14 protein-coding genes are annotated in these 13,426 nt (G+C 70.4%); 9 read left to right on the top strand and 5 right to left on the bottom strand.

The features are described 5' to 3' along the window. Positions 1 to 781, bottom strand: a 781-nt coding sequence (locus tag ABN028_RS34220) for a P1 family peptidase (RefSeq protein ID WP_349699507.1), incomplete at its 3' end; no start/stop codon positions are given. Positions 782 to 946: 165 nt separating this feature from the next. Between ABN028_RS34220 and alr the strand changes: the two genes are divergently transcribed. From alr to tsaE, 3 genes are read left to right on the top strand one after another with little or no spacing between them, the layout of a single operon-like run. Beyond that, complete coding sequence (alr, locus tag ABN028_RS34215; RefSeq protein ID WP_349699506.1) at positions 947 to 2,089, top strand: alanine racemase; 1,143 nt, start codon at positions 947 to 949, stop codon at positions 2,087 to 2,089. After that, positions 2,086 to 3,183 (top strand): alpha/beta fold hydrolase, encoded by a 1,098-nt coding sequence (locus ABN028_RS34210; RefSeq protein ID WP_349326797.1) that lies wholly within the window; start codon positions 2,086 to 2,088, stop codon positions 3,181 to 3,183. Before alr ends, ABN028_RS34210 begins: the two co-directional genes overlap by 4 nt. Positions 3,184 to 3,241: 58 nt before the next feature. Beyond that, a complete protein-coding gene (gene tsaE / locus ABN028_RS34205) occupies positions 3,242 to 4,231 on the top strand; it encodes a tRNA (adenosine(37)-N6)-threonylcarbamoyltransferase complex ATPase subunit type 1 TsaE (protein ID WP_349326798.1) in 990 nt (329 codons plus the stop codon). A 75-nt stretch (positions 4,232 to 4,306) separates the two neighbouring features. On the opposite strand, the gene ABN028_RS34200 is transcribed toward tsaE, so the two are convergent. Continuing rightward, positions 4,307 to 5,275 carry an NAD-dependent epimerase/dehydratase family protein gene (locus tag ABN028_RS34200; RefSeq protein WP_349699505.1) on the bottom strand — a complete coding sequence of 323 codons (969 nt, stop codon included), beginning with the start codon at positions 5,273 to 5,275 and terminating at the stop codon, positions 4,307 to 4,309. Positions 5,276 to 5,409: 134 nt separating this feature from the next. Here ABN028_RS34200 and tsaB point away from each other — a divergent pair, with 134 nt between their 5' ends. After that, complete coding sequence (gene tsaB / locus ABN028_RS34195) at positions 5,410 to 6,114, top strand: tRNA (adenosine(37)-N6)-threonylcarbamoyltransferase complex dimerization subunit type 1 TsaB (protein WP_349699503.1); 705 nt, start codon at positions 5,410 to 5,412, stop codon at positions 6,112 to 6,114. A 21-nt stretch (positions 6,115 to 6,135) separates the two neighbouring features. Further along, complete coding sequence (gene rimI, locus ABN028_RS34190; protein ID WP_349326802.1) at positions 6,136 to 6,615, top strand: ribosomal protein S18-alanine N-acetyltransferase; 480 nt, start codon at positions 6,136 to 6,138, stop codon at positions 6,613 to 6,615. Here rimI and ABN028_RS34185 read toward each other — a convergent pair. Next, positions 6,598 to 6,762 carry a hypothetical protein gene (locus tag ABN028_RS34185; protein WP_349699502.1) on the bottom strand — a complete coding sequence of 55 codons (165 nt, stop codon included), beginning with the start codon at positions 6,760 to 6,762 and terminating at the stop codon, positions 6,598 to 6,600. The genes rimI and ABN028_RS34185 overlap by 18 nt on opposite strands. Positions 6,763 to 7,028: 266 nt before the next feature. On the opposite strand from ABN028_RS34185, the gene ABN028_RS34180 reads away from it, so the two are divergent. The 3 genes from ABN028_RS34180 (at position 7,029) to ABN028_RS34170 (ending at position 11,685) form a co-directional block, all read left to right on the top strand. Beyond that, positions 7,029 to 9,167, top strand: coding sequence for an ABC transporter substrate-binding protein (locus ABN028_RS34180; protein WP_349699501.1), 2,139 nt, complete (start codon positions 7,029 to 7,031; stop codon positions 9,165 to 9,167). 288 nt (positions 9,168 to 9,455) lie between these two features. Continuing rightward, on the top strand, positions 9,456 to 10,502 hold the full coding sequence (tsaD, locus tag ABN028_RS34175; RefSeq protein WP_349326804.1) for a tRNA (adenosine(37)-N6)-threonylcarbamoyltransferase complex transferase subunit TsaD: 1,047 nt from the start codon (positions 9,456 to 9,458) through the stop codon (positions 10,500 to 10,502). Between the two features lie 130 nt (positions 10,503 to 10,632). Then, positions 10,633 to 11,685: a formylglycine-generating enzyme family protein gene (locus tag ABN028_RS34170; protein ID WP_349699500.1), complete on the top strand. Its 1,053-nt coding sequence runs from the start codon at positions 10,633 to 10,635 to the stop codon at positions 11,683 to 11,685. On the opposite strand, the gene ABN028_RS34165 is transcribed toward ABN028_RS34170, so the two are convergent. Then, positions 11,675 to 12,070 (bottom strand): rhodanese-like domain-containing protein, encoded by a 396-nt coding sequence (locus tag ABN028_RS34165; RefSeq protein WP_349326807.1) that lies wholly within the window; start codon positions 12,068 to 12,070, stop codon positions 11,675 to 11,677. The two genes, ABN028_RS34170 and ABN028_RS34165, sit on opposite strands and share 11 nt — an antisense overlap. Further along, positions 12,067 to 12,513, bottom strand: a complete 447-nt coding sequence (locus tag ABN028_RS34160; RefSeq protein ID WP_349699499.1) for a nitroreductase family deazaflavin-dependent oxidoreductase — start codon at positions 12,511 to 12,513, stop codon at positions 12,067 to 12,069. Before ABN028_RS34160 ends, ABN028_RS34165 begins: the two co-directional genes overlap by 4 nt. Before the next feature lie 132 nt (positions 12,514 to 12,645). On the opposite strand from ABN028_RS34160, the gene ABN028_RS34155 reads away from it, so the two are divergent. Then, on the top strand, positions 12,646 to 13,426 hold a 781-nt coding region (locus ABN028_RS34155; RefSeq protein ID WP_349699498.1), incomplete at its 3' end, for a glycoside hydrolase family 3 N-terminal domain-containing protein.

Genomic DNA, 13,426 nt, shown 5'->3' with positions numbered 1-13,426 from the left:
ACGCCTGGGGAGATCGAGCCCAGAGCTGGCGGTCCCGGTAGGCGGCAACCTCGGGGGCGTCCGGGACTCGCGGGCGCAGGTCGTCGTCCTCGACGAGCTGGGCCGCCAGCAGCGCTTCCGTACCCGGCGCGCACGGCGACCCGTGTGCGTTGGCCACCGCCAGCGCACCGACGACCAGGCCGCCACCGAGGTCGATGCTCGCCGTCCCGACCCCGCCCTTGAGCGCCGGAATGCCGAACGTCGTGCCCGTTCCCGCGCCGACGCAGCCGGTACGTACGAACCCGCCGGACGCCGCCGCGGCTGCCGCGTAGCCGAGGTCCGCGTCCGGACGCTTGGTGTGGTCGCCACCCTTGCCGAGGTCGAACACGATCGCCGCGGGCACGATCGGCACGATCGCTTCCGCTGTGATCGGTACGCCGCGCCGCTGCTCCTCACACCACCGCTGGACGCCGGTCGCCGCGGCGAGGCCGTACGAACTGCCACCGGCCAGCGTCACCGCGTCCACGGTGTCGACCAGTGTCCCCGGCGCGAGCGTGTCGGTCTCGTGGGTACCTGGCCCGCCGCCCCGGACGTCGACGGCCCCGATGGTTCCGCGCGGCGGCACCACGACGGTCACGCCGGTGAGCCAGCCGTCGCCGATCCGCTCCGCCTGTCCGACGAGGATTCCGGCGACGTCGGTGAGCGCGCCGTACGGATTGGCGCCCGACCCGTCGCCCGACCCCTCGCCCGATCCGGTGTCGTTCGACTCGGCGCCGTCGTACGCGTTCTGCTTCGTGGTCACAGCGACCGAGCCTAGACAGGACGCGAACGCCCGGTAGCGCGTGGCAGTCGACAGTCAGAGCCAGATCACGCAGAAGGGGGTCCATGGGTGCCGACCTGGCCCGACACGGGCGGAAGGTCCACCTCCACCGCGCAAGTCGTCCTCACCTGGGATGATGGGGCGGTCATGGACACCGCAGCACGCGCCGAGGCGATCATCGACCTGGCCGCCATCCGAAGCAACGTCGCCGCCCTGCGGAAGCGGGCCGGCAACGCCGAGGTCATGGCCGTGGTGAAGGCGGACGGCTACGGCCACGGCCTCGTTCCGTCGGCAGCGGCCGCCGTCGCCGGTGGCGCCACCTGGCTCGGCGTCGCGAACGTCGAGGAGGCCGTCGCCCTGCGCTCGGCCGGGCTCACCGGCCCGCGGATCCTGTCCTGGCTGGCCGCCCCCGGTGAGCGCTGGGCCGACGCCCTCGCCGCCGGTGTCGACGTCGCCGCGTACTCTCCCTGGCAGCTCGGGGAAATCGCCGAGGCCGCCGCGAGCAGAGGCACGACCGCGCGGGTCCATCTCAAGGTCGACACGGGTCTCAGCCGCGGTGGCGCCCACCTCAGGGACTGGCCGGCTCTGGTCGACGTGGCCCTGTCCGCTCAGGCCGACGGGACCGTCACGGTCGTCGGGGTGTGGTCCCACCTCGCCTGTGCCGACGAACCCGGCCATCCGTCGGTCGCCCGGCAGATCGAGGCGTTCGGTGAGGCGTTGGCGTTCGCTGACCGGGTGGGACTGAAGCCCGAGGTACGCCACCTCGCCAACTCCGCCGGCACCCTTGCGGTCCCCGAGTCGCACTTCGATCTCGTACGTACCGGCATTGCCGCCTTCGGTCTCTGCCCCGTGCAGGGGCTGTCCGACGCCGCGGCCGGACTCGTCCCGGCCATGACGTTGCGGGCGCGCCTCGCGCTGGTGAAGCGGGTGCCGGCCGGCGAGGGCGTGTCGTACGGCCATCGCTACGTCACGTCACGGGAGACCACGCTCGGCCTTGTACCACTCGGCTACGCCGACGGTGTGCCGCGCGCAGCAAGTAATGTCGGTCCGGTGTGGGTGGCTGACCGGCGGCGCAGGATCGCCGGCACCGTGTGCATGGACCAGTTCGTCATCGATCTCGGCGACGACCCGAGTGCCGAGGGTGACGAGGTGGTGCTGTTCGGCCCAGGTACATCGGGCGAGCCGACGGCGCACGACTGGGCCGCGGCGACGGGCACGATCTCGTACGAGATCGTCACCCGGATCGGTTCCCGGGTGCCCCGGCGACACGTGGGTAAGGAGGCGGGATGACGCGCGGGGGACTCCAGCTCGGCCGGCGGCCGAGCCTGTTCGGTGCGGCAACCGGTGTCCTGGCGGCAGGTGCGGCCGCGGGTGCCGCGGCCGGTATCGCGGTCGAGCGGTACGTCGTCGGCCGCCGGCGCAACCGTGACGCCGATGGCGAGGAACGGCTGGGTTCTCGTCGCGGAGCGCCCGTCATCGTCAAGACCCGCGACGGCATCGAGCTCTACGCCGAGGTCGACGAACCCGCGCATGACATCGGCGCCGACCCCCTCACCGTCGTGTTCTGCCACGGCTGGGCGCTGAACCTCGACTGCTGGCACTTCCAGCGCGCGGCCGTCGCCGGCACGGCCCGGACGGTGTTCTTCGACCATCGTTCGCACGGCAGGTCCGGCCGGTCGCCCCGCGAGTTGTGCAACGTCGACCAGCTCGGCACGGATCTCGCCGAGGTCCTCGAGGCCGTGGCACCCGAGGGCCCGCTCGTTCTCATCGGCCACTCGATGGGCGGCATGGCGATCCTCGCGCTCGCCGACCAGCACCCGGAGATCTTCGCCGAGCGGGTCGTCGGCGCCGCGCTGCTCGCCTCCAGCGCAGGCGGGCTCGACCGGGTGACCCTCGGCGTTCCGGGGCCCGTCGGTCGGCTGGTGCACCGCCTCGCACCGGCGGTCGTCGCCGCGATCGCCCGCGCACCGAACCTGATCGAGCACGGCCGCAAGGCGGGGAGCGACGTGGGCTACCTGCTCACCAAGCACTACTCGTTCGGTACGAAGGTGCCGGCGGCACGGGTCGAGTTCGTCGCGGAGATGCTGGCCGCGACGCCGATCGACGTGGTCGCCGACTTCTACCCGGGCTTCGCCGTCCACGACAAGTACGACGCCCTCGAAGCGCTGAACGGCGTCGAGACCCTGGTCATGGGCGGCCGTGACGACCTCATCACACCGGTGGAGCACAGCCGGGAGATCGCGGACCGGCATCCGGCCGCCGACTACGTAGAACTCTCCGATGCTGGCCACATGTTCATCATCGAGCACCCCGAGATCGTCAACGCCGCCCTGCGCGAACTGCTGGACCGGGCCGCCGACGCCGCCGAGGAGCGCGCCTCGTGACGATCTGCGTGACCGGCCCGGCCCGGGGCGCCCATGCGACCCGTTCGAACGAGGTGCTGTGATCGATCTGCACGTGACGGAGGCGAAGCCCTCCGACGCGCCCGCCCTGCTGGGGATCATCCATACGGCGTTCGGTGCCCGGCCCCCACTCGACCCACCGGGCACCGCCCTGCAGGAGACGCTCGGGTCGATCGAGGCCGCGGTTGAGGCGTACGGCGGCCTCCTCGCCCGTGTCGACGACCTACCCGCCGGGGCGATCCTCTTCGCCGAAGACGGCGGCTGGTTGGTCCTGCGCAGGGTTTCGGTCCACCCGCGGTTCCAGCATCGCGGCGTCGCGACGGCGATGGTGGGTTGCGCCGAGGAGGTCGCCGAGACGCGCGGGATGGACGGCGTGCGTCTCGTGGCCCGGGCGGAGCTCCCTTCGACGCTGGCGTTCTGGTGGCACCGGGGTTACGTCGAGCTCGCCCGACGGGGGCCGGAGGTCGATGTGGTCAAGCGCCTCCCGGTCGAGGTGATGGCACCGTCGGCCGGCGACACCCGGGCCGTCGGGGAGCGGCTGGCGGGGCTCCTGCGAGCGGGAGATCTCGTGCTGTTGACGGGCGAGCTGGGTGCGGGCAAGACGACCTTGACGCAGGGCATCGGCGCCGGCCTGCGGGTGCGGGGAGACGTGACCTCGCCGACGTTCGTGATCGCGCGGGGACATCAGTCGCTCGCGGGCGGGCCGTCGCTGGTCCACGTCGATGCGTACCGGCTGGGTGGGGTGCCCGAACTCGACGACCTCGATCTCGACACGTCCCTCGACGAGTCGGTCACGGTCGTCGAATGGGGTGAAGGGTTGGCCGAAGGCCTCGCCGAGGACCGGCTCGACGTCGTGCTGACCCGCTCCCTCGGCGACCCGGCCGGCGGGGTTCTCGAAGGTTGGCCCGGCGGTGCGGCGGATGAGGGTGCAGGGGGTGGGACGGAGACCAGGCGGATCCGGATCGTTCCCGCGGGACGCCGATGGGTCGACGTACCCCTGCGCGCGGCCCTTGGTGCACCGCCGACCTGAGCGCGATCATGCGAGCTGGGGCATAGGCCATCGGTGGCGATGCCGGATGCATCGGAGCGGCCAGGTGGCAGGGAGTCAGGTGCCGGAGGCGGCGGCGAGGGCGGTGTCGTCGGCGGAGAAGTCCCGGCTCCACTCCTGCGGCGGATGGGTGAGATGCCACCGCACCGATGCCTCCAGTGCTGCCTCAGGGTCGGCGGCCTCCCAGCCCAGCGTGGACCGGATCTTGCCGGGATCCATCAGCAGGTGCTGGCTGAGCGTGCCGGTGAGCATCATGTCCTGCGGCAGCGCGGGGTCGGGAACCCGCACCAGTTCGGTACCGGCGCCCGCGTCGCCCGCGGCCGCAAGGATCTGCTCCGCGAACAGTCGGTAGGGCGCCGTCGCTCGTTCGACGACGTTGAACGCCTCACCCGCACAGTCCGGGTGGTCGAGCACGGTCGACACCGCGCTGGCGACGTCGTCCACGTGGACGCGACTGAACAGGAAACCGCCTGACCCCACCGGTATTGCCGTCCGCCCGGCCCGCAGGCGGCGCAGCACGAACTCGAACCGCCGTTGGTAGTCGTACGGCCCATAGACGCACCCGAGACGTAGCGAGACACCGCCACGGGCGAGGTAGAGCTCCTCGATCTCGAGGTTCTCGTAGTCCGAGCCGTCGACATACCGCCTCTCGCGCAGCGGCGAGGTCTCGGTGAGCGGCACCAGGTCGGTCTGCCGGTCGGTGTGCAGACCTTCGTAGGCCCGGTAGACGTCCCCGCTCGAGATCGCGACCAGCGCGATGTCGTCGGGGAGCGCGGCGAGGGCGGCCTGGGCGTCGGCGCCGTTGCCGGCGGACACGTCGACGGCGGCATCGGGCCGGAACGCCGCGAGCTCGCCGGCGGCGCCAGGCAGGGCGGAACGCTCGACGTGCAGGTGTCGTACGGAAGCGAGCTCGGCCGGCTCAGTCTTGCCACGGTGGACCACGAGAACGTCGTGTCCCTGACGGGCAATGTGCTGGGTGACGGCCCGACCGATGAACCAGGTACCCCCGAGCACCACGATGCGCACTGGCCGACCTCCCGTGGCCGGCGCCGCCGACCCTTCTACGTACCCGCTCGTGATGAGCGAGCGTGACGTACGACCTCACCGGGTGGGAAGGGGTTCCGCTCCTGGCAGAACCCTCGCATGGCTAGCCTGACCACGTGCTGCTCCTCGCGTTCGACACGGCCACGCCCGCCGTCACCGTCGCGCTCTCCGATGGTCGCGGGGTGCTGGCGAGCTCGCTCGTCGTCGACGCCCGCCGCCACGGCGAGCTGCTCGCTCCTGGCATCGAGGCGGTCCTCCGCGAGGCTGGCGCCGATCGCCGCGACCTCACCGCCATCGCTGTCGGTGTCGGCCCTGGGCCGTTCACGGGCCTGCGGGTCGGGCTCGTCACCGCTCGCACGCTCGGCCACATCCTCGAGATCCCGGTCCATGGCGTGTGCACCCTCGACGTCCTGGCGGCGGCGGCCGAGATCGACGAGCCCGCGCAGGGCGGCTCCGTCGGACCGGTCGGCCCGGACCGGTCCGCCACGGGCGCACGGTCCTTCCTCGTGGCGACCGACGCCAGGCGCAAGGAGGTCTACTGGGCACGGTACGCCGACCGTTACACCCGAGTCGACGGTCCGCGCGTCGACCGGCCCGCCGACATCGCGACGACCGACCTGGTGATCGGCCGTGGTGCGCGGCTCTATCCCGACGCGTTTCCGCAGGCGAGCGGCCCGGATGATCCGTCGGCGGGTGACCTTGCGCTGCTGGTAGCGGCTCGCCGGGTCCCGCTGCTCGACCCCGAACCGCTCTATCTCCGCCGCCCCGACGTCGCGGAGCCGGGGGCGCGCAAGAGCGTCCTTACGCGTCCGGTCGCCTGACGCGGCTGGGTCGGTCTGCTCATGGTGGGGCTGCGGCCAGCGCGGAGGTCCGACCTCGACGCGCTCCGCGAGCTGGAGACGGCCTGCTTCGGCGTTGACGCGTGGGGTGAAGAGGCGCTTCGTGGTGAGCTGGACGGAGTTCCGGAGACGCGTGAGGTCGTGGTCGCCGAGGAGTCGGGGGAGATTGTCGGCTATGCGGCGCTGCTCGCGGTGGGTGCGACCGCGGACGTCGCGCGCATCGCCGTACGCCCTGACCGTCGGCGTCAGGGCCTTGGCCGCCTCCTGCTGGACAAGGTCGTCGCGGCGGCCCGCGATCGCGGCTGCACCGAGGCCCTGCTCGAGGTGAGTGCGGCCAACGCCGCGGCCATCTCGATGTATGAAGCGGCCGGCTTCGCTCCGCTCGCCCGGCGTCGTGGCTACTACCGGGACGGCGCCGACGCGTTGGTACTCCGGCTGACGCTCGCCCCACCCGGCAGTGACTCCCTACGCCGCACTGACTGAGCCCGTGCCGCACGCGCGGCGAATGACCACGGTGCCCATGCGTTCGACCAGGGTGCCTATGCGAATGACCACGGTGCCCATGCGCTCGGAACCCGGAACGGTGTCGACACCTGTCCCGGCGACCGCAGGCATGCTCAGCGTGGTCATTGGCCGGAAGGGTGCGCGCGGACTGAAGTTGCCGAAGTCGGACGGCGTTCCGGCAGCCATTGACACCCGCACGAGGCACCTCCAAGCTTTGGCGAGAAATCGATTGCCAACCTGTCGGCCTCGTACGAGAGACGGGTGAGCCGACCGGCACCGGCGTGGCGTGCGAGGGGCAGCCGAAAGCCACCAACCCCTCCGGCGCCCCGGCGAACCCCGGTCCGGTCGCGCGCTCGCCCGCGGAGCGGGGACCGTCTGAACGGATGCGGATCATGGACAACAGAGACGGACTCAGCCGGCGGACCATGCTGCACCTGTCTGCCGTGGCAGCGGGCAGTGTGATCCTCGCGAACTGCTCGCCACAACAGACCGGCGGCACCGACAGTGGTGACAAGAGCGAGGGCCCGGTCTCTGACGCTCTGAAGGGCTCGAAGACCGAGCCGATGCCCATTCCCGCGAAGTTCAGCGAGTCCCCCGAGCTGGCAACGCTGGTCAAGTCCGGCGAGCTCCCGCCGGTTGAAGAACGCCTGCCCGACAAGCCCTATGTCATCCCGCACAACTGGGTGAAGCCAGGGAAGTACGGCGGCGTCATCAGCACCGTCACCGGAGACAGCGAGTCGGGTACGCATGCCGAGTTCATGTACGGCCATTCACTGCTGCGCTGGCTCAACGACGGGCAGGACATCGCGCCCGGTCTGGTCGAGAGCTGGGAGTCCAACGCCGACGCGACGGAGTGGACCCTGCATTTTCGTTCCGGCGTGAAATGGTCCGACGGCGAACCGTGGACGACGGCCGACATCATGTTCTGGTGGGAGGACATGGTGCTCAACGAGGACCATCCCGAGGTCCCGCCGGATGAGGCGAAGTCCGGTACGGGCACCCTGATGAAGATGACGGCGCCGGACGATCTCACCATCTCGATGTCGTTCGACGCGCCTGCACCGCTCACCGCCGACCGGCTGGCGATGTGGGTCAAGCGGGGCAACGGCCCAGGCTGGATGGAACCCAAGCACTACATGAAGCAGTTCCATCCGAAATACACCAAGGGCGTGCCGAAGGACTGGGCCACCGAGAAGGGCGAGTTCGACAAGAAGCGGGTCTGGGCGCGCAACCCCGACTGCCCGGTGCTGACCGGCTGGAAGTGCGGGTCGTACGCCGAGGGCAAGAAGGTCGTCTACGAACGCAACCCCTACTACTGGTGTGTGACCCCCGACGGTGCCCAGCTGCCGTATCTCGACAAGCTCGTCTTCAATGTGGTCGAGAATCCTGAGGTCCAGAAGCTCCAGGCGACCGAGGGGAAGATCAACTTCCTGTACGCCGGCTTCACGTCGATCTTCCTCAGCGATATCTCGACACTGAAGCAGACCGAGGACCAGACCAAGCTCCGCGTCAACCTCTGGGACGCCGGTGACGGGAGCGGTTCCCTGGTGTTCTTCAACCAGGACTACCGCGAACCCAAGATGCGCGAGCTGATCCGTAACGCGAAGTTCCGCCAAGCTCTGTCACATGCGTACAACCGCGAGGACGTGCAGAAGGCCGTCTACTTCAACACCGGTGAGCTCACGACGGGAACGATGAGCCCGAAGGGGATCGAGTTCCACGTCAACGACGAGGGCAAACAGGTGTACAAGTCGTGGCGGGACAGCTACCTCGAGTACGATCCCGAACTCGCCAAGAAGATCCTCGACGAGATCGGGGTGGTCGACAAGGACGGCGACGGCAAGCGGGAGATGCCGGACGGCACGAAGCTGCGCGTCCATCTCGACTACCACGCCGACTCCGCGCCCGAACACGTGCAGAAGAACGAACTCCTGGCGCGGGACTGGCAGGCGATCGGCGTCGACGCGAAGTTGAATCCCGTCGCTCCGGACGGTTACGGCGACCAGTGGCGGTTCGGAAAGCTGATGACCAACACCAACTGGGAGACCGGCGACGGGCCCAACTGCCTGGTCTACCCGCAGTGGATGGTGCCGATCGAGTCCTCACGCTGGGCGCCGCTACAGGGCGAGTTCTACAACGTCAGGGGAACTCCTGCGGAGAAGCAGGAGAAGGACGTCGATCCGTACGAGCGGACTCCTCCCCGGATGGAGCCCGAGCCCGGCGGTCCGATCGAGCGGCTCTGGAAGCTCTACGACCAGAGCAAGATCGAGCCGGACGAGATGAAGCGGCACCAGTTGGTGTGGGAGATGGTCAAGATCCACATCACTGACGGCCCGTGGCTGCTGGGTGTCTGCGCCAACACGCCGTACATCGTGCTGGTCCACGACGACATGAAGAACGTTCCCACCAAGGAGAACCTCGCCCTGGGCGGCTTCGCCGCGCCGTGGATCCATCCCACACCGGCTGTCTACGACCCCGAGACGTGGTACTGGGAGAACCCAGACCAGCACGTCGAAGGTGGTGCCGCCTAGCACCGGTCACCGCCGCGCCGCCGCCTCACCCTCGTCTCGCCCATCCCGTGATCATGATCGTGATGAGGAAGGTTTTCCGGTCATACGACCGCTGTTCCTTCATGATCACGGTGGGCTGGCGATGTGAGGTCCCGGCGCCCGGACCATCGATGCCCAGGGTGGGGGCGGCGGTCGAGGGCCGGCGTCGGTCGACGTGGTGTACTGCTGTCTGGTGCTGACGCGCACGCGCGCACCAGCACCAGACAGCAGCACCAGACAGTCGACGGCATCCCGCGGGAGCACACCACCATGGCTGACGAGCCGCTCGTGCTCGGCATCGAGACCTCGTGTGACGAAACTGGCGTCGGTATCGTCCGCGGTCAGACACTGCTCGCCGATGCGGTCGCCTCCAGCCTCTCCGAGCATGCGCGGTTCGGTGGTGTCGTTCCCGAGGTCGCCAGCCGGGCCCATCTGGAGGCCATGGTTCCGGCGCTCGAGCGGTCCGCTCGGGAGGCCGGCGTACGGCTGAACGACATCGACGCGGTCGCGGTCACCAGCGGGCCGGGCCTTGCCGGAGCCCTCCTGGTGGGGGTCGCCTCGGCGAAGGCACTCGCGCTCGGGCTCGGCCGGCCGCTCTACGGCGTCAACCATCTCGCCGCGCACGTCGCCGTCGACACCCTCGAACACGGCCCCCTTCCGCAACCGTGTCTGGCGCTGCTGGTATCGGGCGGGCATTCGTCGCTGCTGCTCGTCGAGGACGTGACGGGACGTGTCACACCGCTCGGCGCCACGATCGACGACGCGGCCGGCGAGGCGTTCGACAAGGTGGCGCGGCTGCTCGGCCTCCCATTTCCCGGCGGGCCCTACATCGACCGTGCGGCCAAGGAAGGCGACGCGGCCTTTGTGGTCTTTCCGCGCGGTCTCACCGGTCCACGGGACCTGCAGCGGCACCGGTTCGACTTCTCCTTCTCCGGACTGAAGACCGCCGTCGCCCGCTGGGTGGAGACCCGCGAGCGGGACGGGGAGCCGGTACCAGTCGCCGATGTCGCAGCCTCCTTCCAGGAGGCCGTCTGCGACGTGTTGAGCCGCAAGGCCGTCGACGCATGCCGTACGCACGGAGTTGCGGATCTCCTGGTCGGCGGCGGTGTCGCCGCCAACTCCCGGTTGCGGGCCATGATCGCCGAGCGGTGTGCCGCAGCCGGCATCCGCCTCCGCGTACCACGCCCGTCGTTGTGCACCGACAACGGCGCGATGGTGGCCGCGCTGGGTGCGGAGATGGTCGTGCGCGGGCGTACTCCGTCCCGGCTCGACCTGCCGGCAGACTCCTCGCTGCCGGTGACCTCCGTCGCGGTCTGACATCCGTCCTACGTCGATCCAAGTGGTACGACGTGCAAGGCCGGGTTGACGGTTATCCGTCGCAGGAACGGAAATGTGACAACCAGCGGGTCCACGTGCGCACCGCGAGAGCGCCTCGAACAGGAGCCCTATGGCGTCCAACGCGTTCCATGCCGTGACGGAGTTCCCTGGCAGGCAAGTTCGCCGGCCGGGGAAGGCCATGGTCAGGGTGCCGGGCGGTACTTTCCAGATGGGGGCGGCGGGCTTCTACCCCGAAGAGGGTCCGGTCCGGACGGTCAGCGTCGCGGGATTCTGGATGGACGCCTATCCGGTCACGGTCGCGGCTTTCCGCCGGTTCGTCCGCGCAACAGGTCATGTCACGGATGCCGAACGGTCCGCCGTTGCCGGTGGTCGCCACGATCGGCGGATCGTCTCGCCGGGTTCCCTCGTGTTCCGCCAACCTTCGCGGCCGGTCGACCTGTCCGACAACGGGCTGTGGTGGTCGTCGGTACCTGGGGCGTCGTGGCGGCATCCGGAGGGGCCCGACAGTTCGGTGCACGGTCGCGAGCGGCATCCCGTCACCCACGTGAGCTACGACGACGCGGTGGCCTACGCGGCCTGGGTCGGTCGCCGGCTGCCCACCGAGGCGGAGTGGGAATATGCGGCACGCGGTGGCCTCGACGGGGCGGTGTACGCATGGGGCGACACGTTCAGCCCTGGCGGACGACTCCTCGCGAACGTCTGGCAGGGCGCGTTTCCGTGGCGGATGGCGCGGTGGGACCGCTTCTTTGGCACGTCGCCGGTCGGAAGCTTTCCGTCCAACGGTTATGGCCTCCACGACATGACCGGCAACGTGTGGGAGTGGACGGCCGATCCCTTCATCGCACGAAGCGCGACCTTTCGGGCGAAGGCGAGTTGCCTGCCGAACGGCGTACTCCGTCCGGCGGTGCCGCGCCCGCGCGAGCCCGAGGACGCATGGCGCGGACATGAGCCGGAGTGTCCGCCGGATCACGGCGGCGGCGACCACCTTGATGCCCGGGCCGACGCCCACGTCGGCGCCGGCAACACCGTCCGGGTCCTCAAGGGAGGGTCGTTCCTGTGCGCCGACACGTACTGTCTGCGGTACCGACCCGCCGCCCGCCAGGGCGCGCCGAGTACGTTGACGGCCTGCCACCTGGGGTTCCGCTGCGCGCTCAGCGGGTAGGGCGGCGGGCCAGCCGGCGCACCGCGGCGAGCAGGCCGCGGTTGCGCCGGCGCGGACCGGGCTCGGTGCCGGCGGCGATCGGCAGTCCGGCCGCGGCCCACGCCTTTGTGCCGCCACGCAACGACAGGGCGGTACGCCCCAACCGGACCAGGCGGTCCGCGCCGTGGCGCGACCGGTTGCCCATCGAACACACCGTCAGCACCTGACCGGGCGGCAGTGCGTCGAGCTCGAACGCGAGCCGGTCGAGGGGGACGTTCAGCGCCCCGGCGATGTGGCCCGCGGCGTACTCCCGCTCCGTGCGTACGTCCACGACCGGGTCGCCGGCCGCCCACAGCTCCTGCGCGACCTGGACGTCGACCTCCTCCGCACCTGGCGGCTCTGTCATGACCCGCCTGGTGCGTCGCGGATCTCGAAGACCGGATGGCGATCGGCCTCAGCCTCGAAGTCGGCCAGTGCGGAACCCGGTCGTACGTCGAAATAGGGCCGGACGATCGGCACCGTCCTGAGGTACTCGCGCAGGACCGGCGCGGCAGCGACCGGACCCAGCTCACGCAGGTGCACGGTCTCGACCCGCCCGCCGCGTTGCAGCATCACCTGGCCGGCGGCGCGGACGTTGCGTACCCACTGGACCGGGCCGTACGGCGCGACCACGTACCGGCCGGACACGTTCTCGACCAGGGTCACCGGCGTGGTGCGGGGTTGGCCCGTGCGGCGGCCGGCGACCGTGAGCAGGTATGTGTGCCGGTCGATCCAGCCACGCCGGGTCAGCCACGTGACGGCGCGGTTGCCGGTCCGCCGGAGTCTCGTCTGCTGAAATCGCTTGGCCACAAGGGCATTATGAACCGGCCTCACCCGCCATCGAGGGGTTGGCGCCAGCTTGGCCCGATATCGCATGGAATGTCCAACCACCCCCGTCGGGCGCCGGTTGGCCGCCCATCGTTCGTTTGGCACCATGGCCCGGTGCCGGAAGCCGCGCGTCGGAAGTCGTTGGCCGCACGGGTGCTCGTGCCCGTGCTGGCGATAGCGGTGACGGCTGGCTGCGGCGCGCTGGGCTTGGGTGGAGACGCGGGCGGCCCCGGTGTTCACACACCGTCCGCCGACCGGACGTCGAAGCCCTCCCGCGGCTCGGCCAGCGGCCGCTCACCCGCACCGCCTCCGCCGAGCCTCCGCGTCCCCACACCGGGACCCACGCCGACACCAGGCAGAAAGGCGGCCGCACCCGCCGCGCTGCCGTGGGGCCCGACGAAGGCGGAGTGGGCACGGGCCAGGCGGATCGTCGGCCACATGAGTCTGGGCGAGAAGGCCGGCCAGGTCATCGTGGCCGGCTTCGACGGTACGTCGGCGCCGCTCAGCCTGCTGCGCCGCCACCATGTGGGCGGCGTCATCGTGATGGGCAACAACGTCGCCTCGACCGATCAGGTCCGCGACGTCAACCGCGCCCTGCAGGACGAGGCGCGCCGTCTGGGCAGGAGCTGGCCGGTCGTCATCGGCGTGGACCAGGAGGGCGGCCGAGTCGCCCGTGTCAAGGGAGGGTTGACGGAGTTTCCGGCGTACATGACGCTCGGCGCCGCCCGTGACGCCGGCCTTGCGCGGACGGTCGCGCGGGCGAGTGGGAAGGAACTCCGCGACCTCGGATTCACGATGGTGTTCGCACCTGATGCCGACGTGACGACCGGGCCGGACGATCCCACGATCGGCAGCCGCTCAGCTGGTAGCGATCCCAGCGTGGTCGCCTCGACTG

Source organism: Actinopolymorpha sp. B17G11 (genome assembly GCF_040196095.1).
GTDB lineage: Bacteria > Actinomycetota > Actinomycetes > Propionibacteriales > Actinopolymorphaceae > Thermasporomyces.
This window is presented reverse-complemented; position numbering and strand designations above follow the sequence as displayed.